The 25185-nt window shown below is 41.0% G+C and carries 23 protein-coding genes; 11 read left to right on the top strand and 12 right to left on the bottom strand.

The features are described 5' to 3' along the window. Window positions 1-91: 91 nt before the first annotated feature. From ACN6OV_RS00115 to radA, 9 genes are all read right to left on the bottom strand, one after another. Window positions 92-1327 carry a multifunctional CCA addition/repair protein gene (locus ACN6OV_RS00115; RefSeq protein ID WP_427948607.1) on the bottom strand — a complete coding sequence of 412 codons (1236 nt, stop codon included), beginning with the start codon at window positions 1325-1327 and terminating at the stop codon, window positions 92-94. Window positions 1328-1409: 82 nt separating this feature from the next. Further along, entirely contained in the window at window positions 1410-3689 is a 2280-nt protein-coding gene (locus tag ACN6OV_RS00110) for an NADP-dependent malic enzyme (protein WP_180058874.1), read from the bottom strand. 147 nt (window positions 3690-3836) lie between these two features. Continuing rightward, window positions 3837-6707, bottom strand: coding sequence for a putative bifunctional diguanylate cyclase/phosphodiesterase (locus tag ACN6OV_RS00105; RefSeq protein WP_427948605.1), 2871 nt, complete (start codon window positions 6705-6707; stop codon window positions 3837-3839). A gap of 198 nt (window positions 6708-6905) precedes the next feature. Continuing rightward, entirely contained in the window at window positions 6906-7619 is a 714-nt protein-coding gene (locus ACN6OV_RS00100; protein ID WP_427948604.1) for a 16S rRNA (uracil(1498)-N(3))-methyltransferase, read from the bottom strand. A gap of 33 nt (window positions 7620-7652) precedes the next feature. Then, the gene (gene metF, locus ACN6OV_RS00095; RefSeq protein WP_427948602.1) at window positions 7653-8489 is read right to left on the bottom strand and encodes a methylenetetrahydrofolate reductase [NAD(P)H]; all 837 of its coding nucleotides are present in this window, start codon (window positions 8487-8489) and stop codon (window positions 7653-7655) included. A gap of 149 nt (window positions 8490-8638) precedes the next feature. Next, window positions 8639-10021, bottom strand: a complete 1383-nt coding sequence (gene ahcY / locus ACN6OV_RS00090) for an adenosylhomocysteinase (protein WP_427948601.1) — start codon at window positions 10019-10021, stop codon at window positions 8639-8641. A 649-nt stretch (window positions 10022-10670) separates the two neighbouring features. Beyond that, a complete protein-coding gene (locus ACN6OV_RS00085) occupies window positions 10671-11183 on the bottom strand; it encodes a tetratricopeptide repeat protein (protein WP_427948599.1) in 513 nt (170 codons plus the stop codon). Window positions 11184-11346: 163 nt separating this feature from the next. Beyond that, complete coding sequence (locus tag ACN6OV_RS00080) at window positions 11347-12339, bottom strand: Tim44 domain-containing protein (RefSeq protein WP_427948598.1); 993 nt, start codon at window positions 12337-12339, stop codon at window positions 11347-11349. 118 nt (window positions 12340-12457) lie between these two features. Further along, window positions 12458-13849 (bottom strand): DNA repair protein RadA, encoded by a 1392-nt coding sequence (gene radA / locus ACN6OV_RS00075; RefSeq protein WP_427948597.1) that lies wholly within the window; start codon window positions 13847-13849, stop codon window positions 12458-12460. Window positions 13850-14029: 180 nt separating this feature from the next. Here radA and ACN6OV_RS00070 point away from each other — a divergent pair, with 180 nt between their 5' ends. After that, complete coding sequence (locus ACN6OV_RS00070; protein ID WP_427948596.1) at window positions 14030-14527, top strand: hypothetical protein; 498 nt, start codon at window positions 14030-14032, stop codon at window positions 14525-14527. Window positions 14528-14646: 119 nt separating this feature from the next. Here ACN6OV_RS00070 and ACN6OV_RS00065 read toward each other — a convergent pair whose 3' ends face one another. Next, on the bottom strand, window positions 14647-15999 hold the full coding sequence (locus ACN6OV_RS00065) for an alanine/glycine:cation symporter family protein (protein WP_427948594.1): 1353 nt from the start codon (window positions 15997-15999) through the stop codon (window positions 14647-14649). Between the two features lie 334 nt (window positions 16000-16333). On the opposite strand from ACN6OV_RS00065, the gene ACN6OV_RS00060 reads away from it, so the two are divergent. From ACN6OV_RS00060 to ACN6OV_RS00020, 9 genes are all read left to right on the top strand, one after another. Continuing rightward, window positions 16334-17737: an amino acid permease gene (locus ACN6OV_RS00060; RefSeq protein WP_427948592.1), complete on the top strand. Its 1404-nt coding sequence runs from the start codon at window positions 16334-16336 to the stop codon at window positions 17735-17737. Window positions 17738-18115: 378 nt separating this feature from the next. Next, entirely contained in the window at window positions 18116-18325 is a 210-nt protein-coding gene (lptM, locus tag ACN6OV_RS00055) for an LPS translocon maturation chaperone LptM (RefSeq protein ID WP_427948590.1), read from the top strand. Window positions 18326-18349: 24 nt separating this feature from the next. Beyond that, entirely contained in the window at window positions 18350-19594 is a 1245-nt protein-coding gene (lysA, locus tag ACN6OV_RS00050) for a diaminopimelate decarboxylase (RefSeq protein WP_427948589.1), read from the top strand. Window positions 19595-19607: 13 nt separating this feature from the next. Then, window positions 19608-20453: a diaminopimelate epimerase gene (dapF, locus tag ACN6OV_RS00045; RefSeq protein WP_427948587.1), complete on the top strand. Its 846-nt coding sequence runs from the start codon at window positions 19608-19610 to the stop codon at window positions 20451-20453. Between the two features lie 99 nt (window positions 20454-20552). Further along, a complete protein-coding gene (locus ACN6OV_RS00040) occupies window positions 20553-20735 on the top strand; it encodes a hypothetical protein (RefSeq protein WP_427948585.1) in 183 nt (60 codons plus the stop codon). Window positions 20736-20778: 43 nt separating this feature from the next. After that, window positions 20779-21180 (top strand): enhanced serine sensitivity protein SseB C-terminal domain-containing protein, encoded by a 402-nt coding sequence (locus tag ACN6OV_RS00035; protein WP_427948583.1) that lies wholly within the window; start codon window positions 20779-20781, stop codon window positions 21178-21180. A gap of 25 nt (window positions 21181-21205) precedes the next feature. After that, on the top strand, window positions 21206-21352 hold the full coding sequence (locus ACN6OV_RS00030) for a hypothetical protein (protein ID WP_427948581.1): 147 nt from the start codon (window positions 21206-21208) through the stop codon (window positions 21350-21352). A 71-nt stretch (window positions 21353-21423) separates the two neighbouring features. After that, window positions 21424-22347: a site-specific tyrosine recombinase/integron integrase gene (gene xerA / locus ACN6OV_RS00025; RefSeq protein ID WP_427948579.1), complete on the top strand. Its 924-nt coding sequence runs from the start codon at window positions 21424-21426 to the stop codon at window positions 22345-22347. 291 nt (window positions 22348-22638) lie between these two features. Then, on the top strand, window positions 22639-23010 hold the full coding sequence (locus ACN6OV_RS00020; RefSeq protein ID WP_427948577.1) for a hypothetical protein: 372 nt from the start codon (window positions 22639-22641) through the stop codon (window positions 23008-23010). Here the strand turns inward: ACN6OV_RS00020 and ACN6OV_RS00015 are convergent. Together ACN6OV_RS00015 and ACN6OV_RS00010 are read right to left on the bottom strand one after the other, a co-directional pair. Continuing rightward, the gene (locus tag ACN6OV_RS00015; RefSeq protein ID WP_427948576.1) at window positions 22937-23557 is read right to left on the bottom strand and encodes a GNAT family N-acetyltransferase; all 621 of its coding nucleotides are present in this window, start codon (window positions 23555-23557) and stop codon (window positions 22937-22939) included. The two genes, ACN6OV_RS00020 and ACN6OV_RS00015, sit on opposite strands and share 74 nt — an antisense overlap. After that, on the bottom strand, window positions 23554-24048 hold the full coding sequence (locus ACN6OV_RS00010; protein WP_427948574.1) for an Lrp/AsnC family transcriptional regulator: 495 nt from the start codon (window positions 24046-24048) through the stop codon (window positions 23554-23556). The genes ACN6OV_RS00015 and ACN6OV_RS00010 overlap by 4 nt, the downstream gene beginning before the upstream one ends. A gap of 113 nt (window positions 24049-24161) precedes the next feature. Here ACN6OV_RS00010 and ACN6OV_RS00005 point away from each other — a divergent pair, with 113 nt between their 5' ends. Next, entirely contained in the window at window positions 24162-24767 is a 606-nt protein-coding gene (locus ACN6OV_RS00005; protein ID WP_427948572.1) for a LysE family translocator, read from the top strand. The last annotated feature ends 418 nt before the right edge of the window (window positions 24768-25185 follow it).

Genomic DNA, 25185 nt, shown 5'->3' with positions numbered 1-25185 from the left:
TTGGTTAGCACTTATATTTTAACGATTTGGGCTCAGGTTTTTTTATTTAAATTAGACTATGGGACAGCAGTGACCTTAAGGTGCTTTTTTATTATATATCCGCACTATATTGATTAGTTTTGAGCTCTGCAATTGCTTGAATCCGACGTTCAATCAGCATTTCACCAATATCTGGCCCTGATACATCAGATGGAAGATCTGCTGCTTTAATATTACGAACCACTTGCATAGCATCTAGAACATATTGAGCTTGAGGATATGGGCGATCCTCCAAACCTAAACGACCACGTGAGTCACATTCACAGGCTTGTACAAAGGCTTCTACACGTTCAGGACGGCGAAGTACATCCATACGTTGCAGCAAACGCCAGAGCGTGCCCGGTTTAAGTGACAGGGCCTGATGACATTTTAAATGCTCTTTACATACGGAAATAGCCAACTGCTTGGTGTTGGTCGGTACGCGCATACGATCACACACTTCAGTTACAGGTTTTATCCCACGTTCTTCATGCATAATATGGCGAGGCAATTCGTCTGTTGGCGTTAAAGCCTTACCCAAGTCATGGACCAATACCGCAAAACGCACATCAAGTGAATAATTGGCACGACAGGCTTGTTGCAGCGACATCATGGTATGAATACCACAGTCAATTTCTGGATGGTATTCAGGGCGCTGTGGAATGCCGTAGAGTGCATCGATTTCTGGAAATAAAACTTTTAAAGCACCACATTCACGTAATACTTCAAAATATTCATCGGCATGATCTTCCATCAAGGCACGTGAGGTTTCTTTCCATACACGTTCAGGCGTCAAGGCTTCAAGCTCGCCAGATTCTGCAAGTTTTTGCATCAGTTGCAGCGTTTCATCGGCGATTTTAAAGCCCAGCGTTTTATAGCGTGCAGCAAAACGCGCAATACGCAGTACACGTAGTGGATCTTCTACAAAGGCTTGAGACACATGGCGCAATACACGTTGTTCGAGGTCGCGTTGACCACCATAAGGATCATAGAGTTTGCCATCATTATCCATGGCAATCGCATTGATGGTTAAATCACGACGAATTAAATCTTGTTCGAGTGTGACGCTAATATCGGTATGAAATTCAAAGCCGTGATAGCCGTGTCCAGACTTGCGTTCTGTACGGGCGAGAGCATATTCGTCTTTGGTTTCGGGGTGAAGGAAAACAGGGAAATCTTTACCCACAGGTTGATAACCTTGAGCAAGTAATTGTTCCGGCGTTGCACCGACAACGACATAATCTTTTTCGTGATAGGGGTGCCCGAGCAAGTGATCTCGAACTGCACCGCCTACTAAATAAACTTGCATGAAAAAACCTCTATTCTTATCGCCATCATGCTACAGAACAGAGGTTTTCTCAAGTCACAAAGTGTGATCCATTAAACTTAAATTAGAGGGCTAATTTTTCGTTTTCTTGGATCTCTGCAACGGTTAATGCTGTCATATTCACCAAACGACGTGTTGTTGTTGTCGGAGTTAAAATATGAACAGGTTTAGCAGCACCAAGTAGAATTGGACCAATCGTTACATTGCTACCTGATGTTGATTTCAACAAGTTAAATGAAATGTTCGCTGCATCAAGGTTCGGCATAATTAATAAGTTTGCAGAACCTTTGAAACGTGAATTCGGGAATGCAAATTGACGAATATTTTCATCCAGGGCTGCATCACCATGCATTTCACCTTCAACTTCAAGCTCCGGTGCAATTTCTGACAAAATGTCGAACACCTTACGCATTTTTTGCGCACTTGGGTCTGTTTGATCAGAACCAAAACTTGAGTGAGAAAGTAACGCGACACGTGGAGTAATACCAAAACGACGCACTTCTTCTGCAGCCAAAATAGTCATTTCAGCTAATTGTTCAGCGGTTGGATTACGGTTGATGTAGGTATCAGCAATAAACAAGTTACGATCTTCAAGCATCAGTGCATTTAGCGTAAAGAAGTTATTACGACCTTCTTTTAAACCAATTACATTACTTACGAAGTCTAAATGGATATCGTAGCTTGAGTACGTACCACAAAGCATACCATCAGCAATGCCATGACGGACCAACATAGAAGCAATTAAAGTCGAACGACGACGAGCTTCACGCTGCGCATATTCAGGTGTAACCCCTTTGCGTTGCATGATTTTATAGTAGTCATCAGCAAACTTGTCATAGTCTGGGTTTTTCTCTTGGTCAACGATAGTGATGTTCACACCATCTTCAAGACGTAAACCTAGTTTCTTGATGTTTGCTTCAATAACAGCAGGGCGACCAACCAAAATAGGTTTTGCTAAACCTTCATCTACAGCAATTTGCACTGCACGAAGTACACGTAGATCTTCGCCTTCAGCGTATGCAATACGTTTAGGATCCGTTTTCGCTTGTGCAAAAATCGGTTTCATCATAAATGCAGAGTTATATACAAACTCAGACAAACGTTGACGATATGCAGAGAAATCTTGGATTGGGCGTGTAGCAACACCTGAATCCATAGCTGCTTGTGCAATGGCAGGTGCAATTTCAAGAATTAAGCGTTGATCAAGTGGGCGAGGGATTAAGTAATCACGACCAAATGAGGCAGATTTTTCACCATAAGATGCAGCATCTGCTTCAACGTGTGCCATACGTGCAATAGCATGCACACAAGCGATCTTCATCTCTTCATTAATTGTCGTAGCACCAACATCGAGTGCACCACGGAAAATATAAGGGAAGCAAAGCGCGTTGTTTACTTGGTTTGGATAATCTGAGCGACCTGTTGCCATAATTACATCTGAGCGCGCTTCGTGTGCGTGTTCAGGCACAATTTCTGGATCTGGATTGGCAAGGGCAAAGATGATTGGATCTTTGGCCATCACTTTAACCATTTCTTTGGTCAAAATGCCAGCAGCAGAAAGGCCCAAGAACATGTCAGCACCTTCCATGACATCGGCAAGTTGAGTGCCTTCAATGTCTTGTACATATGCTTTTTTAGATTCGTCCAAACCTTCACGTTTAGTGGTCAGTAGGCCGCGTGAGTCCGCAACAATAATGTTTTCTTTCTTTGCACCTAAAGCACAAAGTAGATTTAAACATGAAAGTGCAGCAGCACCAGCACCTGAAGCAATAATTTTGATTTCTTCAATTTTTTTGCCGTTGAGTTGTAAGGCATTTAACAATGCAGAACCAACGATGATTGAAGTACCGTGTTGGTCGTCATGGAACACAGGAATGTTCATGCGTTCACGAAGTTTTTGCTCGATGTAGAAACATTCTGGGGCCTTGATGTCTTCAAGGTTGATACCACCAAAAGTTGGTTCTAACGCTGCAACGATATCTACGATTTTGTCTGGATCGTTTTCAGCGATTTCGATGTCAAAGACATCGACACCAGCGAATTTTTTGAAAAGTACGCCTTTACCTTCCATAACAGGTTTAGAGGCTAATGGACCGATGTTACCTAAGCCAAGTACGGCGGTACCGTTACTGACTACTGCAACAAGATTACCGCGCGCTGTGTAAAGTGCTGCGGTAGATGGGTCGCGTTCAATTTCTAAACAAGGCGCAGCAACACCAGGCGAGTATGCTAGGGCTAAATCGTGTTGGTTGACCAATTGTTTGCTTGGTGTAACGCTAATTTTCCCCGGTGTTGGAAATTCGTGGTAGTACAAAGCTTGCTGTTTTAAAGATTGATCGTCCATCTGTATCTCGATTGTGTTTTGTTTATTCAATATAAAGCAAGATTGACTTGCTTTATCCGTTTGAATATATCATTAGTTGCACTATTGGGACAGTCGAAGTGGTGTCTTTTTCAAACAAACTTATAGCTCAAGCCCATTGCCTTAGATTTAATATGTATAAGCTAGTGCTGAGCTATTCTTTTCGAGGAAGATCGTTGCTTCTTCTCGTGCTAAAGGTTTGGAAAATAAGTATCCTTGTGCAATATCACATTCTAAATCTTGTAAATATTGCATTTGTTGTTTTGTTTCGATGCCTTCGGCAACAACTGCCATGTTCAGAGCTTTGCCCATCGCAATCATGGCGCGGATGATCGCTTGTTGTTTGTTTTCACCAATTTTCGAGACAAAACTACGATCAATTTTTAAAATATCAATTGGGAAGTCAGCAAGATAAGACAGGGACGAATAACCCGTACCAAAATCATCGAGAGAAATCTTGATATGACGTTTTTTGATTTCATGCAGTAATTCACGTACCGAATCGAGGTTTTCAACCAAAGAGGATTCCGTAATTTCAAGTTCAAGGCTCGAACCCTCAATTTGATTTTCATCAATCACTTCATCAAGATCGTTGAGTAATTGGCCACGGCGTAATTGCTGCGCGACAATATTCACTGAGACACAGATATCGTTATAACCTAAGTTATTCCATAAACGGATTTGTTTTGCTGTTTTTTGCAGGACGAAACGGCCAATATCGGAGATCAAACTGGTCTGTTCGGCCAGTGGGATAAAGAGGCCTGGCGGAATTAAACCTTTTTCAGGATGATTCCAGCGCACCAGTGCTTCAAATCCATAAATATTTTTGTTGCGAAGATGGATTTTGGGTTGATAATGCACCACCAATTCATTGTTTTTAATGGCTTTACGCAAGTCGCGTTCAAGGAAAATACCTTGTTCCAATAGTGCGCTATTTTTGTTGGAATAATAACAAGTGGTGTTCCCCCCGAGATTTTTAGCTTCACTCAAAGCTTGCTCGGCACAGTTATTTAAATAGTCGAGTTGGCGGCCATGTTCTGGGTAGAAAGCAACCCCCATAGAAAGGGTGATAACGTGATCTTGTCCAAAGATATTGAAAGGTAAATTGAAGGCTTTGTTAATACGCTCACAATGTTCATGAGCTGAAGGGCGAATATGTGAAATTTCATACACAATCGCAAAGTCATCACCATTTAAATGTGCAACAAATAAGGCTTCAGCATTGGTTAAGCGCAAACGTTGAGCGACTTGACGTAATAATTCATCACCACCATTGTTGCTTAAGTATTCATTTAAGGGGCGGAATCTGTCGATATTTAAACGAATGACGGCAAGTTGTTTGATCGAATCTTGCTGTGAAATAAGATACTGATGTAATTGATAGTTATAGTAAAAACGATTCGGTAAATCGGTCAAAGTATCGTAATTTTCTAAATAGGATAAACGCTGTTCTTGCAGTTTACGTTCCGTGAGGTCAGAGACAATACCAATATAATGGGTAACACGGTTTTGATCATCGGTAATTGCATTAATATGCATCCACAGGGTTAATTCTTTACCGGACAGGAATTTTTCATGCAATTCACCGTCATATTCACCCATTTTCAGTACTTGTTTAATAATTGAATAATGTGTGCTGCGTTGAATCGATTTGTAATTTGCAGTGATATCAAAGAGGTGCTTACCAATAATTTGTTCTTGGCTAAAACCGGTTAATTGCTCATAAAATGGATTAACGTCGATATAGCACAGTTCTTCATTGAGAATGAAAATGCCTTCAGCTGCCTGTTGTAACACACTTGCAGCCAGTTTTAGACGTTCTTGTGAGGTTCGTTCTTGCTGAATATCGCGACGTATACCGACCATACGTAAGGGTTTTTGGGTTGTCGGGTCACGTTGAATAATACGACCAATATCATGAACCCAACTCCATTGACTCATACTATTTTGAATGCGATAAGTCGCTTCGTAGCGGTCACTAAAACCACGTAAATGCTGAGTAATTGCAGATTTAAAATGAGCAATATCATCCGGATGAATTACGTATTGAAGTTGTTGTTGATGATCTTTTGAATGGCGTACTGTTTTTTCTTGCTTATTGTTGGTAACTAAAATTTTACGTTCTTTAATATTCCAATCCCAAGGACGTAAACCGGCAATTTCATGTGCTAAAATCAGATTTTCTTGCTGGTCTTCCAGATCTTTGTTCATCTTTTCGATGTCAAAAGTCCGTTCTTTTACTTTTTGTTCGAGTAGTTGGTTGCCGAGTTGCAGTTGTAATTCAATATCACGTGATTTATTAACTTCATTTTGCAATTGTTGGCAAAGCTCATCGGTCCATTTGACTTGTTGTTTGGCACTATCGACCAATAAATTATTTTTGGCGTATAACGTAGAAAGCCGACGATGAATACGATAGGAGGTCATGGCACACATCAAAATTACAATCAATCCAAAGTTAATGGACAAGCTGAATAGATGATTACTGCCATCTAAAAAGAAAAATTGTGCAATAAAATAGGGCACAATTGAAGGTAAAAAAGCCAAACAAAAATAATTCAATTTTTGCGTTAAATACGTGAGGCCAAAGGTTTGTGAAACAATTAATAATAAAGCAGAGAGGATTAACGCTTGAATCAGAGCAAAGCTTTCATTGGTTGAGGGCAAATAATAGAAAATTAAAAAAATACCGCTCGCAATCAGTGTGCCGACTGAAAGGCATTGAAACTGTAACCAACGATGCGCAATCTGTAGGGAATATTGTTCAGGCTTAAAATAAACCGTGCTGATGAGCCAACAGAGGCTGACAAAAACTTCAGTAAAGATGAACCAAATATTGAAATATAATGATGCCGTTTTATAGAAAATTTGATAAATCGTAAAGATATATAAACAAATAATGAGGATGCTGACTAAAAAATAGCGGCTATAGCGAAGCGTGTTCACAATCTGAGCAGTATGGTTATACTGCTCAATATATTCATCATGTTCATACTTCATGAATATAAATACCTTAATTTAAGTCAATGAAACACATCATTGTGTTTATCTGGTTTCTAAGAATAATTGTTTATTTGGGTAACACTTCATTCTTTTTTTGTTAAGATAGATTAATAATGTTACAAAAAAAAAGCAATGCAAAGAATATCTAAAAACGATCAATTTCAGATGAAATATGACATTAAAGTGCTTTAAGCTTTAAATAAACTGATAATTTAAAATTGACAATGCAACGACTGGGGCTGTTTCGGTACGCAGTATGCGTTCACCAATACACCAGTTCACAAAGCCTTTATTATTGGCAGTGTTAATTTCAGCTTCACTTAAGCCACCTTCAGGACCAATCAATAAACAAATGTTGTGACTGGCATGCTGTAGTACATCGACTTCGTCTTTATTGGGTGCCAATACCAGTTTGGTCGATGGGAGCTCAGTCTCTAGCCATTTTTCCAGTGAAAGTGGTGCAAGGATTTTAGGTACAATATTCATGCCGCATTGTTCACAAGCTGCGATCGCGATGCCTTGCCAATGATCAAGTTTTTTTTGGTCACGGTCATATTTAAGGCGCATTTCACAACGTTCTGAAGTGAGGAGCTGAATTTCAGAAACGCCGAGTTCAACCGCTTTTTGAATTGCATAATCCATGCGGTCGCCTTTACTCATGACTTGTCCCAGCAAGGCGGTAAATTTAGGCGTACGATTTGTGGGATTAAAGGTATGGATATAAACAGAAGCCGATTTCTTAGTAACTTCGGTCAGTTCAACCTCATATTCGCCACCTTGCCCATTAAACAAAGTGGCGGTTTCACTGACTTGAGCACGTAAAACTTTTACCCAGTGATGGAACACGGTTTCCGTTAATTCAACGGTTGTTTCAACAGTTAAATCAGCTTCAATATAAAAACGTGGCATTTAAGGTTTTACTCTCAAGTCGGTGTAAATGTCTTATGCGAGACCGAGGTCTTGTACAAGTTGGCGTGTCGGATCAGTAGTGTTCATGGTGTAGAAGTGCAGGCTCGGTGCACCGCCAGCAATCAGGCGTTCGCACAGATTTACAATCACTTCATGACCAAAGGCTTTGATTGAAGCTGTATCATCACCATAAGCAGCCAATTGCTTGCGGATCCAGCGTGGAATCTCAGCGCCTGTACCATCCGCAAAGCGAATTAAATTGCTGGCATTGGTAATCGGCATGATGCCTGGAGCGACAGGAATATTGACACCTTCTTTTTGAATGCGTTCTACAAAGTAGAAATACGCATCTGGATTAAAGAAGAATTGTGTCAAAGCAGCATTGGCACCTGCATTGGCTTTATCACAGAAACGTTTAATATCTAAATCAAAGTTTTCTGCTTGCGGGTGCATTTCTGGATAGGCAGCGACTTCAATTTTGAAGTGATCGCCTGAATGCTCACGGATAAAACGAACCAAGTCAGTTGCATAAGGTAGCTCACCTAAGCCAACTTGGCCTGAAGGTAAATCACCGCGTAGCGCCACAATACGGTTAATGCCTTGTGATTGATACAAATCTAGCAATTCGGCAATACGTGCTTTGCTGTCACCAATACAAGACAGGTGAGGCGCAACAGGCGTGCCTTTGCCGTTGAAATCGTTCAAAGTTGACAATGTGCGTTCACGGGTAGAACCGCCAGCACCATAGGTCACAGAGAAAAATTCAGGATTCAGTAACTGAAGCTCTTGATGTACAACTTTAAGTTTTTCCGCACCGGCGTCAGTTTTGGTCGGGAAGAACTCAAAGGAAATAGGAATCTGTTTTGACATGTTCAAATCCTTTTTTATAAATACTTTTTATTTAGACCTCTCCCTAACCCTTTCCTGAGAGGAGAGGGAACTTTCATTATAAATTTACTTAATAATGAAAAGTCCCTTCTCCCAGTAGGAGAAGGTTAGGATGAGGGGAAACATAAAACTTAGTATTTATAAGCCTCAGCTTTGAACGGGCCTTCAACTTGAACACCAAGGTAATCTGCTTGTTCTTGAGTTAAAGTCGTTAATACACCACCGAAACCTGCAACCATTGCAGCAGCAACTTCTTCATCTAATTTCTTAGGAATAAGTTCTACGCGAATCGCTGCTTGTTTTTGATCTTCAGGAAGATCAGCAAATTTTTCAGCGAATAAATGCATTTGACCCAAAACTTGGTTAGCAAAAGAACCATCCATAATACGTGATGGGTGACCTGTTGCATTACCAAGGTTTACTAAACGGCCTTCAGAAAGAAGGATTAGGTAATCGTTTTCATTTTCTGAACGATATACTTGGTGTACTTGAGGTTTAACTTCAACCCATTTGTAACCGCGTAAGTAGTTGGTGTCGATTTCAGTGTCAAAGTGACCGATGTTACAAACAACAGCGCCTGCTTTTAATGAATCCAGCATTGCTGCGTCACATACGTGGTAGTTACCCGTTGTAGTTACGATCAGGTCAGTGTTTTGAAGAAGTTCTAAGTTAATGTCTTCTTTCTTGCCAGTTTGAACGCCGTTTTTGTATGGCGCAACAACCTCAAAGCCATCCATGCATGCTTGCATCGCACAGATTGGGTCAACTTCAGTTACACGTACAATCATGCCTTCTTGACGAAGTGATTGAGCAGAACCTTTACCTACGTCACCATAACCGATAACAAGCGCACGGCGACCAGATAAAAGCATATCTGTACCACGTTTGATTGCGTCATTGAGGGAGTGGCGGCAGCCGTATTTGTTGTCGTTTTTAGACTTCGTAACTGAGTCGTTTACGTTAATCGCAGGAACTTTTAAAGTACCATCGCGGTGCATTTCGTAAAGACGTTGAACACCTGTAGTAGTTTCTTCAGTAATACCGTGGATTTTTGCAATCACTTCTGGATATTTTTCGTGAACAAGTGCAGTTAAGTCACCGCCATCGTCCAGAATCATGTTGGCATCCCAAGGTGTGCCGTTTACGTTAATTTGCTGTTCTAAGCACCAAACGTATTCTTCTTCAGTTTCGCCTTTCCAAGCAAATACAGGAACTCCCGCAGCAGCAATGGCAGCAGCAGCGTGGTCTTGAGTCGAGAAGATGTTGCATGAAGTCCAACGAACTTCTGCGCCTAATTCAACCAAAGTTTCAATTAAAACTGCAGTTTGAATGGTCATGTGGATACAGCCAAGGATTTTTGCGCCAGCAAGCGGTTTAGCTGCTGCATAGCGTTTACGAAGACCCATTAGGGCTGGCATTTCTGCTTCTGCAAGTTTGATTTCTTTACGGCCGTAGTCAGCGAGGGAAATATCGGCAACTTTATAATCTGTAAATGAAGCATTAACCGCGTTCATCACGATCTCCTTAATAAAAACAATTGATCATTATGTTCGCGGATGCCGTTGTTGATCAGATCGAATGTCTAACCGAATCGTCGAGCCTAGCGATCTTACATGACTGTTATTTTTAAAATCAGCCTGTAAGAAAGTCGCAGCATCCCTCGACTAGCGGGGTATTGTACTTGGAAAAGCAGTGAGTTCCAATCGAAAATTGGCTATTACGCAGCTGAACATTGTATTAATGATAAGAATGAATTAGCACGTGATAAATTTTAAAAGCCTATATTTAATTGTGATGATGTTAACCGTAAGTCAAACCTCTTTTGCGGGAAGAGGGGATTTTGGACCGCAAGATATATTTTTTATTCCTTTAATGTTGATAGGTATTTGGAGCCTATTTAAATTCTCTACGTTTGTTGAACAACATACTCAACAGCTAAATATATTATTGAGAATCCTAATCAAAGGCGTTTGTTTTATTTTATTTCTCGGGATTATCACGCTTATCATTATTGGAATAGGACTTATTTTTGAATATATCCCTGAAAAATGGTCGATGATATTCTAGTCAAAGTTTGATGAAAAAGTCAGAAGATAAAAATGAAAATTTAAGCAATAAAAACCCATCAATCGATGGGCTTAGATTCATCAAATAACCAAAAAATCATTGTTCAGCCGCATTGGCCTGTGTATTCCAATAATCCGCTTTGTCTTCATCTGCATCAATACCGAGACCATTGGCATAAATAAATGCAAGGTCACGCATAGCTTGAACTTCACCGAGTTTGGCAGATTGCTCTACCAGTTCAATGGATTTCGCCACATCTTTTTCTACCACATCACCACGGCGGTAAAAATTCGCCAATTCTAAGATTGCGGCAGGATGATCATGTTTTGCAGCTTGTTCTAACCAACGATGCGCATGTTCAAAATAAGCTTTCGATTCTTCAGGATCTTCTTCCAGCATGTCTTTGGCATATACGGCATAGCCTTCACCGAGCCAATACATTGCTTCAACATGCCCAAGTTGCGCTGCCTTCAGTGCCCATTCTTCAGCAAGCTCGATATGCTCATCATTTTCACTTTGCATATAAATTTCAGCCAGTTCAAATTGGGCATCTGTATTGCCAGCCATTGCGCGGTTATATAAAGCAGGAGAAATAGGAAGATCAGACATGAGAAATCCAAAAGGGCAGAATAGGCATAGCCTAATTGGTTGTTATGAAAAAGCCAATCCGAAGATTCACTTTTCTGTTCATGGCGTATAAGTCGTTAGGTCGAAACATCTTATTCTGGCAAAAAAAATAGCGACCGAAGTCGCTATTTGATTTCAGTAATCATTATTGCTCTTGTTGGATACCTGCAACCAACCAATCTTGTTGAGAACCCGCAGGTTTTACAAAATGCCAAATTTCAGCAAAAGGTTGTGGAAGGCTGTTTAGGTCTTCACTTACCGTACCTGTAAAGCGTACGCTTACAATGTATTGACCATTTTCATTTGCAGAATCAACCACCATTGCATTCAAGTTCGAGAATTCAGCAACATCTTCGTCTTTATTTTCCATGATGTCGTTATACATCGACTGATAAAGATCAGGTGTTAAGTAACGCTGAATTTCAGAAATGTTACTTGCTGTATTCATAGATTGAATGTGGTTAAAACGCTGACGTGCAACACGTAAGAATGTTGCAGGTTCAGTACCATCTGGTAATTGGCTACCGCTGTTGGTATAAGCCGCACCTGTTGCCGCAGCACCAAATGGAGCATTCGATGCAGCAGTATTACCACCTACAGCACCGCCAAAAATATTGGTATTGTCGCCAGATGCAGAACGCGGCGCAGCATTTTGCTGACCAAACGGCGCATTGTTTGCACCGTTATTTGGCGCATACGGGTTGTTAGTTGCTAGTTTTTTTTTTGCGCCCATCTTACGGAAAATAAAGAAGGCAGCGGCTGCAGCAAGTAAAATCCAGATCCAGCTTGGAATACCACCTTTTTCTTCCTGTTGCTGAGCTTGTGCTTCAGAAGCAGCTTGGGTGTTGTTATCATCTGCCATAGCATTTGCAGCTACTGCACCAATAGCAGCACCGGCAACACCGGCAGCAACCATACCACCGACATTTGAGCCAGATTTAGCTGGCGCGCCTGCAGTTGCTGGTTGTTGAACTGGAGCAGCTTGACGAGGCTGTTGGTAAGACTGAGTTGGAGCAGCTTGACGGCTCATACCGTGGCTTTTACCGCCACCTGCGCGTTTTGCTTCAGCCGCTAAAGGCGCAACCAATAAAGCAGCGGTCAAAACACCCGCAATCAAACCACGCTGTCGAACTTCCATTAAATTTTCCTATTTAAAAATAAAATAATGCCCCGTATTTATGCAGGCATTCCATCTGAATTTCAATATAAAAATCGTATTTTTTATTAAAAATTCAATTTAAATGCTGAATTAACGATTAAGCCAGTTCATCGCTCAGATTCATGGCCTCAGTCAGCGCTTCATGTAGACGCGCGACTGCAATGACATTGACGCCTTTTATTGGACTTTGCGGTGCATTGCCGCGCGGTAAAATAATATGTTTAAAGCCATGTTTGATGGCTTCTTTTAAGCGTTCCTGACCATTTGGTACGGGACGAATCTCCCCAGAGAGGCCGACTTCACCAAACACCGCCAGCTGTTGTGGCAGTGCTTTGCCGCGTAGACTTGATGCACAGGCCAGTAGAACGGCCAAATCTGAGCCGGTTTCAGTAATCTTTAAACCACCAACTACATTGACATACACATCTTGTCCCGAAGTTTGCACGCCGCCATGACGGTGCATGACCGCGAGTAGCATATTTAAGCGGTTTTGCTCCAAGCCCAGAGCAACACGGCGCGGTTGGCCTTGTGAGTCATCCACCAAGGCTTGAACCTCAACCAGCAGCGGACGCGTGCCTTCACGGCTGATCATGACAATTGAGCCGGGAATGGCTTCATCATAACGGCTGAGGAAAATCGCGGAAGGGTTAGATACTTCACGCAGTCCTTTATCGGTCATGCCAAAAACACCGAGTTCATTGACCGCACCAAAACGGTTTTTTACTGCACGAATCATTCGGAAACGTGAGTCTGATTGACCTTCAAAGTACAAGACACAGTCCACCATGTGCTCAAGTACGCGTGGACCGGCCAATGCACCTTCTTTGGTTACATGGCCGACAATAAATAATGACGTTCCGCTATTTTTAGCAAAGCGAGTGAGTAGCGCTGCCGATTCACGGATTTGTGATACGCCGCCCGGTGCAGACTGCAAGGTTTCCGTATAAATGGTTTGAATGGAGTCAATAATGGCAACAGCAGGACGTTCTTGGGCTAAAACTTCACAAATACGCTCGACACAAGTTTCTGCCATAACTTTAAGCTGGTCAGTTGGCAGATCTAGGCGTTGCGCACGTAAAGCGACTTGAGACAAAGATTCTTCACCCGTAATATACAGTGCAGCACTTCTATCCGTGGCCATATGTGTTGCGGTTTGCAGCAAAATGGTCGATTTGCCGATTCCCGGGTCACCACCAATCAGTACGACTGAACCAGTAACTAAACCGCCGCCCAGTACACGGTCAAATTCACCAATCCCGGTTGCCATACGGGTTTCATGGGATACCGAAACTTGATTTAATGTTGTGATCGCAGCAGCTTGACCCGCATAGCCGCCACCCATTTTAGGTTGTGCACGATGCGTCACCACAGGTGCAATATTCACTTCGACCAATGAATTCCATTCACCACATTCTGTACATTGACCAGCCCATTTGGGATGATCCGCACCACATTGTTCACAGCGGTAGACACTTTTTGCTTTAGCCATAATCCATATTGCACATACCTAAATTGAGACACAGCATAGCGGTGAAGTTGTTAAAAAACCAAGTCTTCGATTAAAAATAAACAGGATGGCGGTAGAACTGCGAATTAAAACCAGTGAACATGCAACAAAGTACTTTTCAGGTCCTATAATAGGGCCTCAGTTATTTTTTAGATGGAACAAATGATGCCATTACTATTGCAACATATTGATGCGATTGCGCGTGAGAAAAATCGTGATGTGCTATTTGTACATTTTGAAAAATATGATCATGAACATCCTGAAAAAAATACCGCACGCAATGAAGTGCTCGATTGGTTAGATTTACACAATATCGAATATTTTCCTTGTATGGGGCTTGAAGGCGAAGCTGTACTGAACAGTTATAGTGGCGATATTTATGTCGATGTGCCATTTGATGCTCAAAATCCAGCGTTTAGAACCTTGAGTGAATTTCTGGAAGATGAACAGGGCAATATGAAAATTGATGGCGTACTGTTTTTCTCATTGGCTTTGGAGCTTGCATTGGAAATAGACGCCGAACGTGAAAGCGACGAAGAGATTGGAATTGAATATCTAGATGAAGACGAATTTGGCGATCAGTTTGGAGAAGGCTTTGTGGAAAACCCAGAAGCTGAAAATGAAATAGATTTGGAACCCATCAACAATAAAAAATCTTAAGATCATTTTAGGAATGAGTTGGATGTTAACTTAGTCGAGAATATTCAATAATCGCGGTTCAAAATTTTGAATTAATAAAAAGCCACGATCAACGTGGCTTTTTATTGGGTTTAACTTAATTAGTACAGTTCGCCAGATTTACGTTTAGTAATAAAGTCTTTCGATTCTTTGGCAATCACACCCGATAATAACAACAGGGCGATTAAGTTAGGCACCGCCATTAGACCGTTAAAGGTATCGGCGAAGAGCCAAACGAGGTCTAAGGTTGCGACACAACCGACAAATACACTGGCAATATAAATAAGGCGGTACAACAGTACGAATTTCTCACCCAATAAATAGGAACAGCATTTTTCACCGTAGTAGCACCAACCTAAAATGGTTGAATAGGCAAAGAAGATGATCCCAAAGGTCACGATCCAGCCTCCGATACCGGGTAAAAGCTTGTCAAATGCGCTAATGGTCAGGACAGCACCAGTTTGGTCACCAAAACTATTTCCTGCCATGATATAGCCCATGACCAAAACAATCCCGGTGATTGAACACACAACGATGGTATCGAAAAAAGTACCAGTCATGGACACGAGGCCTTGACGTGCAGGGTGGTCAGTTTTTGCAGCAGCGGCTGCAATTGGCGCAGAACCCATACCGGCTTCGTTGGAGAAGACACCACGAGCTACACCATAGCGAATCGCTGCACCAACTGCACCGCCAACGGCAGCTTCACCGGTAAAGGCATAAGTGATGATTAATTTTAAAGCCGGAAGAACCAGTTCGAGGTTGGTTAAGATGATGATTAAGCCACCTAAAATGTAGACGATAGCCATAATCGGGACAATAAGTGATGATGCTTTGGAAATAGATTTAATCCCACCTAAAATGACCAATGCAGAAAATATTGTAATGACGATACCAGTAAGCCATGTTTCGATGCCCAGACTATTTTCTACGGCCAAAGCGACAGTATTGGATTGAACCGAGCTGCCAATCCCAAAAGAAGCCAGTGTGCCGAATAATGCAAAAATGACTGCAAGCCATTTCCATTTCAAGCCACGTTCGATGTAGTACATCGGACCGCCGTTCATTTCACCCTTTTCATTTTTGATTCGGTATTTAACCGCAAGAACACCTTCACCATATTTGGTTGCCATCCCAAAGAATGCTGTCATCCACATCCAGAAGACTGCACCGGGACCACCGAGTACGCAAGCAGTGGCTACACCAGCAATATTACCTGTACCAATAGTGGCTGAAAGGGCGGTCATGAGTGAGGCAAAATGTGAAATGTCTCCTTCATGGTTGTCATGTTCGTGTTTTCCAAAAACCTGCTTAAAGGCCAATGGCAGCATGCGAAATTGCCAAAACAGTAATCTGAAGGTCAGGAATACCCCAGTCCCGACAATAAGGACCAACATATATGGTCCCCAAACCCAACCGCTGAGTGTTTCCATGAGTGTTTGTAAATTTTGCATAATATCTTTCTTCTTATTGGCCCTGAGTAAGTGAATGCTTGATTTGCTATAAATCAAGCAATTGATATGCCATTGTTTGAAACTTCCATGATTTTCGAGGCATATTTTTTCTCGTTTGAAAAATATTTTTTACATAAAATTTAAGTTTTTACAAGTAATTTGTTGTTTTATTAGTCGTTTAGAAATATGAGCTTATCTGAGTTTTTTTATATATAAGAAAAATAAATTAACTTTGTCACTTAATCAGAAAATATAGATTATCGAAAATAGTTTTGTATTTTATAGATTTTTTAAGTTAATTTGTCGCCATTGGAAAGAGAAGTCGAATTGAATAATGTCAAATGAAATGCATGGATCGCAAGCGAATAGCGGCGATTTAAAACGAAGTTTGTCCAACCGACACCTACAATTGATTGCGATTGGTGGTGCAATTGGTACAGGTTTATTTATGGGGTCAGGAAAGACCATCAGTTTAGCTGGCCCGTCCATTCTTGTGATTTATATGATCATTGGTTTTATGGTTTTTCTTGTCATGCGTGCATTGGGCGAGTTGCTGTTATCCAATCTTGAATATAAATCTTTTATTGACTTTGCGACGGATTTAATTGGCCCGTGGGCGGGTTATTTTGTTGGATGGACCTATTGGCTGTGCTGGATCACCATTGGTATTGCCGACCTTTCTGCCATCATTTATTACCTGCAATTCTTTAATGGAGGTAACCCGTTCTCGCCTGAAGAAGGGGTCATGATCAGTATGGCCGCCATTGTCTTTATTATTGGGCTAAACCTTGTGACCGTGAAATTATTTGGTGAGCTTGAGTTTTGGTTTGCCCTGATTAAGATTATTGCGATTGTGGTGTTAATTGGTGTTGGCTTATGGATGATTTTTACTGGCTTTACGTCATCTGCGGGTGAGATTGCGTCATTTACTCATCTTTGGTCACATGGGGGATTATTCCCAACAGGAGTGACCGGTTTCTTAGCAGGTTTCCAAATCGCCATTTTCGCCTTTGTCGGTGTGGAGTTGGTGGGGACAACGGCTGCTGAAACCAAAGATCCAGAGCGTAACTTACCGAAAGCAGTCAATTCAATTCCAATCCGTATTATTGTTTTCTATGTGTTGGCATTGATCATTGTGATGTCAGTGACGCCATGGAATCAAATTGATCCAAGCATTTCACCATTCGTAAACTTGTTTAGCCAAGCAGGTATTGCTGCAGCGGCAATTATTATGAATTTAGTGGTGTTATCTTCTGTGATGTCATCGATGAACAGTGGTGTATTCTCAACTTCGCGTATGTTATTTGGTCTGTCTCGTGAAGAGCAAGGGCCTAAAGCATTTGGTCATTTGAACTCTCGTGCAGTGCCTGCCAATGCATTGTATTTCTCTGCTGTGTGTTTATTGTTGGGTGCAGCACTGCAGTATTTCGTGCCGAATACTGTTGAAGCCTTTACCTTGGCGACCACGCTATCGACGATTTTATTTATCTGTGTTTGGCTGATGATTATCTGGAGCTATATCGTTTACTATAAAACTCGTCCAGAATTACATGCTCAATCGACCTTTAAATTACCGGGTGGTTTAGTGACCTGCTGGATTGTGATCATTTTCTTTATTGGCATGATTTACGTTTTGTCTTTAGAAGCGGATACCATGAAAGCATTGATGGTCAGCCCAATTTGGTTTGTTATTTTGTTGATTGGTTATTTCGGTTTTTATAAGAAAAAGCATAAATAATGCTCATTTCTAAAATGTAAAAAGCTGCTCTAATATGAGCAGCTTTTTTTATCTGATCTGAATCCAATCTCATCGTTCAGTGCAACGACCAAACTTTAAATCATTCGAGTTTTTAGATGGTAGGGTGAGCTAAATTAGAAATTTCCAGAGTATTTTATATCTTCTGAATTGATAAGAGATGTCAGAAAAATCAATGTGGAACAAGCACTAAAATAAAGCAAAATAGACCTATCTCAAGATCACTTGGACATTTTGTCTAAAATTGAGGCAAGGGTTGAATAGCGCATGCGATGAATTACAGGGCTTTTCTTTTATCCATGTGTTGATCACGTTATACTCGGAAAAATCTTTTCATTAGGTACGTTTATGTATCGTCTTATGAATTATAAAATTGTTGTGCTTTTGAGTGCCGTATTGTTGACTGCTTGTGGTCAATCTGGAGCATTACATTTACCTGCAGATGCCAATGCAGATAAACGTGCGAAATATCTGATTTACCCAGATGCGCCGGCACAGCACAAGCAGACGAAGGAAACCACGACTGCTCCGGCTGAACCTGAATCATCCAATTCAAACCCTACACCTTAATGCTTTTATAGAAAGGATACCTTTATGAGTTTCACCCGTATTAATGGGGTATTGCATGCAGAGCAATGTTCTTTACAACAGCTTGCTGCGCAATATGGCACACCGCTTTATGTTTATTCAAAAGCAACTTTTGAAAAGCATTATTCAGATATGGATCGTGCATTTAGTTTTATCGACCATCAGATTTGTTTTGCGGTAAAGTCAAACTCTAATATTGCGGTGTTAAACGTCCTCGCCAAGCAGGGTGCTGGTTTTGATATTGTGACGGGCGGTGAATTGGCACGTGTGCTCAAGGCTGGTGGTGACGCATCGAAAATCGTATTTTCAGGTTTAGGTAAAACCGAAGCAGATATTCAAAAAGCCTTGGAAGTTGGTATTGCTTGTTTTAATGTGGAATCACATGCTGAACTCGACCGTATTCAAAAAGTTGCTGCAGCTTTAGGTCAAAAAGCCCCGATTTCTTTACGTGTCAATCCAGATGTTGATGCCAAAACCCATCCATATATTTCGACTGGTTTAAAAGAAAATAAATTTGGTATTCCTTCGGATTCAGTCTTTGAAACTTATCAATATGCGGCGTCTTTACCGAACCTTGATATTGTCGGAATTGATTGCCACATTGGTTCACAGTTGACTGAAACGCAGCCTTTTGTCGATGCGCTAGACCGTGTCATTGTGATGATCGAGAAACTCAAAACTTTAGGTATTGAACTGAAACATATCGATATCGGTGGCGGTTTAGGTGTGACTTATAAAGATGAAGTACCACCAACAGTTGAAGAATATGCCAATGCACTGCGTCCAGCTTTAGAAAAACTGGGCCTTAAAGTGTATATGGAACCGGGCCGTAGTATTTCTGCCAATGCGGGTGTTCTGCTGACCAAAGTGGATTTATTGAAACCGACTAATCATCGTAACTTCGCAATTATTGATGCAGCGATGAATGATTTGATCCGTCCTGCACTGTACGAAGCATGGATGGATATTCAGGAAGTAACTCCGCGTACCGACACTGAAACGAAAGAATGGGATGTAGTGGGTGCGATTTGTGAAACGGGTGATTTCTTAGGTAAAGAACGTCAGTTAGCAATTCGGGAAAATGATGTACTGGCTGTGTTGGGTGCGGGTGCGTACGGTTTTGTCATGAGCTCAAACTACAACAGTCGCGGTCGCGCTGCAGAAGTCATGGTTGATGTAGACCAAGCTCATTTGATTCGTGAACGTGAAACCATCGAGTCATTGTGGGAACGGGAACATTTATTGCCTTGAGGAGTAATTCGAGATGTTATTAGAATTTACTAAAATGCATGGTCTGGGCAATGATTTTATGGTGGTGGATCTGATTAGCCAACGCGCTTATTTAGATACCGTGACCATTCAACGTCTGGCAGACCGTCACTTTGGCATTGGTTTTGATCAATTATTAATTGTTGAACCGCCTGATTTACCGAACGTTGATTTTAAATATCGTATTTTCAATGCCGATGGTTCTGAGGTTGAACAGTGTGGCAATGGCGTGCGCTGTTTTGCACGTTTTGTGCATGAGCGTCAATTGACCAGCAAAACCAAAATCAAAGTACAAACCAAATCTGGCATTGTTGAGCCTGAACTGGGGGCGAATGGTTGGGTGCGCGTGAACATGGGTTATCCAAAATTCTTGCCGCATGAAATTCCATTTATTGCCGAAGAAGCTGAAATTTTGTATGACATTGCATTGGCGGAGAATGAACAGTTAACCATTGATGTGGTGAACATGGGCAATCCACATGCGGTGACCATCGTGCCAGATGTAATTTCCGCCGATGTGGCGAAAATTGGTCCACAAGTTGAATCACATGAGCGTTTCCCACAACGTGTCAATGCAGGCTTTATGCAAATCATTGATGAAAAACATGCCCGTTTACGTGTATTTGAACGTGGCGTAGGTGAAACCATGGCGTGTGGTACGGGAGCTTGTGCGGCTGCTGTATCAGGGATGCGCCGTGGTTTACTGGCAAATTCTGTGGAAATTGAATTGGCTGGCGGTAAGTTGCAAATTGAATGGAACGAAGGTGGCGTGGTCTGGATGACAGGACCAACCGCAACCGTTTACGAAGGTCGCTTAGACTTAAGATACTTCCAAAGTTAAGATAAAGCCCTGATTCGTTCAGGGCTTTTTTAGCTGTTTATAACAATAACTTTAATTATGATAGGTCAACACCATGGATAAAAAATCAAAGAAGAAATTTTGGAAAGCTTTTTTCTGAAGGCGGTATATGAACCTGCCTATCGTCCTGAATTTTTACAGCAATTAATGTCAGCCAATGTGTATTGTGTCGGATCATCCGATCAGGATGATCAACAAGATGAAATTACGGCACATATTTTGGACAATGGAGCATCAATTCAATTAAAAAAGTTGGGAGGATGAGAGCTATGACAGCGTGATTCCTTTCTTCACTTCTTTGGAAAAAATGCGTTTAGCTATTTCGGAGGATGGATCCTTTATCTGCTTGCCGACCAAAACTTTATTTGAAATAACGTTTGGCGCACGGCTGGTATTGAATCCGCAATCCCCAGATGCCAGTAAAGATTTTATTCCTGATGGAATTCCCTATCTGCTGCAAGGCGAGTTTGCTGTACCTGCTGAAAATTATGTAGTGGAAGAAGATACCCAAGTGTTGATTGGTCAGCCAAGTGAATATCCTCAATTTATAATTGAGCAGTTGAATGTTTTATTTGGCACTGAACAAAGTGTGAAAGCTGCCTATTTGGCACAAATGTTGAATCAAGCTAGAGATGTGCAACCTACGATTAATTGGTTTGGATTTGGACGATGGACTGTCGGGAAAGCAGATTCAGGAATTACACAGTAAAATTGGTCGCGTCACATAGGATAGCTTGCCCGAAAAACAAGCCATCGATTTAATTTATCTCAAGCAAGGAGCTGATGACGGCGTGGCAGATTACCTGTTGAATGAAACACAGGCTTTTTACCTTCGAAATCAGGGGAAGAAAAAAGGGCTTTTTGCTAGACTGTTCTCATAAGGTGCAGTTGAAACATTGCAGGCTAAATATTTTATCAAGTACAGAATCGATCTTTGAGTTCAGGAGTAGGGATGACCATCGATAATAGTCAGTTACTGGCAATGTGGCTCAAGGAACGTGAAATTCAAAATCAATCGAAACACACCTTGCAGGCCTATGAGCGTGATGTAAATGATTTTTTTCAATTTTGTCTAGATCGAAATATTCAGCTCAATGATGTGGAAAAAACGGACCTACGTGAATTTGTTGCGTACAAAGTTGAACGATTTCAGTTGAGTCCAACTAGCTTGCAGCGCATGCTGTCATCGATTCGCCAGTTTATGAAATGGGCCGAGCAGGGGCAATATCTTGAATTTAACCCTGCAGATGATTTTCAGCTCAAACGTCAGTCACGCCCTTTGCCGGGTCTGGTGGATATTGAAACCATCAAGCAAATTATGGAGCAACCGGAACCTGAATCTGAGGTACAGCGTCAACTGTGGATTCGGGATAAAGCCATTTTAGAACTGTTGTACTCCAGTGGGTTACGTTTGGCTGAAGTGCAGAGTCTCACCATTCGTGATATTGATTTTAATCGACAGCTTTTACGAATTACCGGTAAAGGCAATAAAACTCGGATCATACCGTTTGGTTCCAAAGCCAAAGACGCATTGATGCATTGGTTGCAGCTTTATCCTATATGGCATGGGGATTTTGTGCCTGACGCATACGTATTTATTACCCAAAAAGGTAATCCTTTGGGGGTACGACAAATTGAAAATCGAGTGAAATTGCAAGCGCAACGCGCAGGGGTAAATGTCGACTTACATCCGCACTTGTTACGCCATTGTTTCGCCAGTCATATGTTATCCAATAGTGGTGACTTGCGGGCTGTGCAGGAAATGTTAGGCCACAGTAATTTGACCACCACACAAATTTATACTCATGTAGATTTTGACCGTTTGGCGCAGGTCTATGATCAAGCACATCCACGTGCGCAGCATAAAAATCAGTAAATATTTTAATCTCTTTTATGTGTTACAAAGATGATCTAGCTTAGGTTTTGCTTATATTGATGCAGGATGTGAGTGCAAGAGCGCAGATTAAAGTTTGCCCTTCATCAAAGTTAAATCAAAGTGTGAAAAAATAGAAGGAAATTTGATCGGTGTTTTGAACTATTGTCGCATTATAAAAATCTGAATTTTCGGGTATAAAAATTGTCCACAATTAAATCGCAGTAAAATTCGTCCGTTTGACTCGGCTGCTTACTGTCACGCTGTACTGTTTTTAAATATATAGGCTGTATTATGATTTCAGATATTCAAGAAAAATATGACCAATTAAATGGTCAGCAAAAAGACATTTTTGCAGGGTATGGTTTACGCCAAATCAAACATTTTGTTGAAATTAGCTTGCCTGAAATAGAAGCAGTATTGCCGAAGGGCGCACAGGTTCAGGGCATTAATGCCGAAGGTAAAGTTCAGGCCTTGAATCCTGAAACCGGCGAATACTATCTTTGGATTTCGGATAAACAGTGGCAGTTAACCAAAAAGCCTAGTCCAAAAGTGGATGTAAAAGCAGATATTTTAGCCATTTGGGATATTTTTAATTTATCTCAATATGCGTTGATTGATCTGAGTCATATCCATCGCGATTTTTTAGAAAATCAGCCTGCTTAATGCCATAAAGCGTATGACAGCGTAGCGGGCTATCCGCATCCAGTTTTGGATGGTTGAAATAGCCCTCATGGCGCATACCTAAGCGCAGCATGACCCGTTCTGATACTTTATTTTGCTTTGCGGTAAATGCTTTAATGTCTTGCAGTTTTAAGGTTGCAAAAGCAAATTTCAAACATTCAATTGCTGCTTCTGTGGCATAGCCTTGATGCCAAAAAGTAGGATCTATGCGCCATCCGATTTCGGTACAGGGTGAAAATTCAAATAAGTCTGGCTGAGCATATAGTCCAGTAAACCCGATAAATTGTCCCGTCTGTTTTAATTCCAAAGCCCAAAATCCCCAGCCATTGACATCAATTAAATGCTGAAATTTCTCTGCGAGTGCATCACTTTCATGTTGACTTAAAAGTTTTGGAAAATATTGCATCACTTGTGCATTGGCATTCATCTCGGCAAAGGGTGCTAAATCACTGTTTTGCCATGGTCTAAGTATTAAGCGTGAACTTTGCAAAATAATCGGCTGTTGAGCATTGAAAGGCTGGGACATCATAGATCTTCTAAAGGTAGCTGAAAGCTCTGTTTAATAATTTGACTTGGCAAATCTGTCTTTACACTGGTAATGCCATTCTTTTTGGTTAGATGGGTAGACTGGAATTTGCGGTAACTTTCTAAGTCTGGCACTACAACTTTTAACATGGCATCGCATTCACCCAAAATAATGTAGCACTCCATGACTTGTGGCAGTTCTTTCATGGCTTCAATAAAAGTGTCGATGGTTTCCCCATCTTGCCCAACCAACCAAATGCGTGAAAATAAAATTAGTTGAAAACCAATTTTTTGTGGGTCGACTACGGTGGTGTAATTTTGAATGACACCGGCATCTTCTAAAATTTTGACGCGGCGTAAACAGGACGAAGGGGATAGTCCAATTTCACGGGCCAGGTCATTATTCTGCATACGACCATTATTTTGTAGCTCACGAATGATACTTTTATCGATTCGATCGAGTTTTACTGAAATAGACTTAGAGGAAAGTTTCATTGATTAGAATATAATTCGAAAAATAATCTCTATTATAGAATATTTGAAATCCTATTTTATACAGTTTCAAACATACTAATTTCACTTTCAGGACAGAGAAAGGGAACATTGAAATGTCTGTATTTGCACTGTTTGCCTTAACGGTAATCCCCCTTATTTTCACACCAGGACCAGATATGCTTTTTATCCTGTCACAAGTGATGGGTAAGGATGCAAAAGCAGGCATGATGGCAACTGTGGGCGTGTGTTCGGGTTATTTGGTGCATTCAATTTTAGTTGCTTTAGGGATTGCGGCGATTATTGTGTCTTTTCCACTGTTGTTTGAAACCATTCGCTGGTTGGGAATCGCTTATTTATTGTATTTATCCGCACATTTATTGCGTTCGGTGTTTAGCAATCAAAAGTTGAGTATTGAGCAAAAGTCAGCAAGCAATCCAGTGAAAAAAGGTTTTTTTACAGCCTTGCTAAATCCGAAAGGCATGCTGATCTATTTTGCAATTTTGCCGCAGTTTATTGATAAGTCTGGGAACACCGTTAGCCAAGGTTTAATTCTTTCTTTTATTTTTATTGGCTTGATCTTTGTGGTGTATTGCAGTTTGAGTGTGCTTTTTGCTCGGATTAGCCAAAAAACTCAGATTGATGAACGTAAACAGAAATGGATTGATGGCACATCGGGTGGTTTATTGGCACTGGCTGCGACATGGTTGATTGTCAATTAAATACTTAAACTCACCGTTTAAAACCTTCGCTTGGCGAAGGTTTTTTTATGATTGCGGTACAGTGGGCCTATAAATGTATCGCGAGAAAAGTGGCAAAACTGGTATTTTTAGCCAAATAGACACTTAATCGATAAAAATGAATCAGGCTTCTATCCTAAATGACAAGTTCTGATTGATTGCTGAATGTGTAGTCAAAAAACTCTAATGCTGAAAAAATGATCAAAAATTAACATTAAATCAAATCTTTTGATGAGTTAAATCAAGTAAAAAGATAATAAAAATCAAATATTAAAAAACAACTTAATCATGATTGAATTTTACTCACTCAAGCATCCTTTTATAAATGTGAACGATAAGTTCAAGGAAATTACGCTTTTTTACAGGTCTTTCGATAATTGTGACTTGACCGAAATGCCGT

The organism is Acinetobacter sp. (assembly GCF_050285345.1).
Taxonomy (GTDB): Bacteria; Pseudomonadota; Gammaproteobacteria; order Pseudomonadales; family Moraxellaceae; genus Acinetobacter.
Note: the sequence above shows the minus strand (reverse complement) of the source record. Positions and strands in the feature narration are given on the sequence as shown.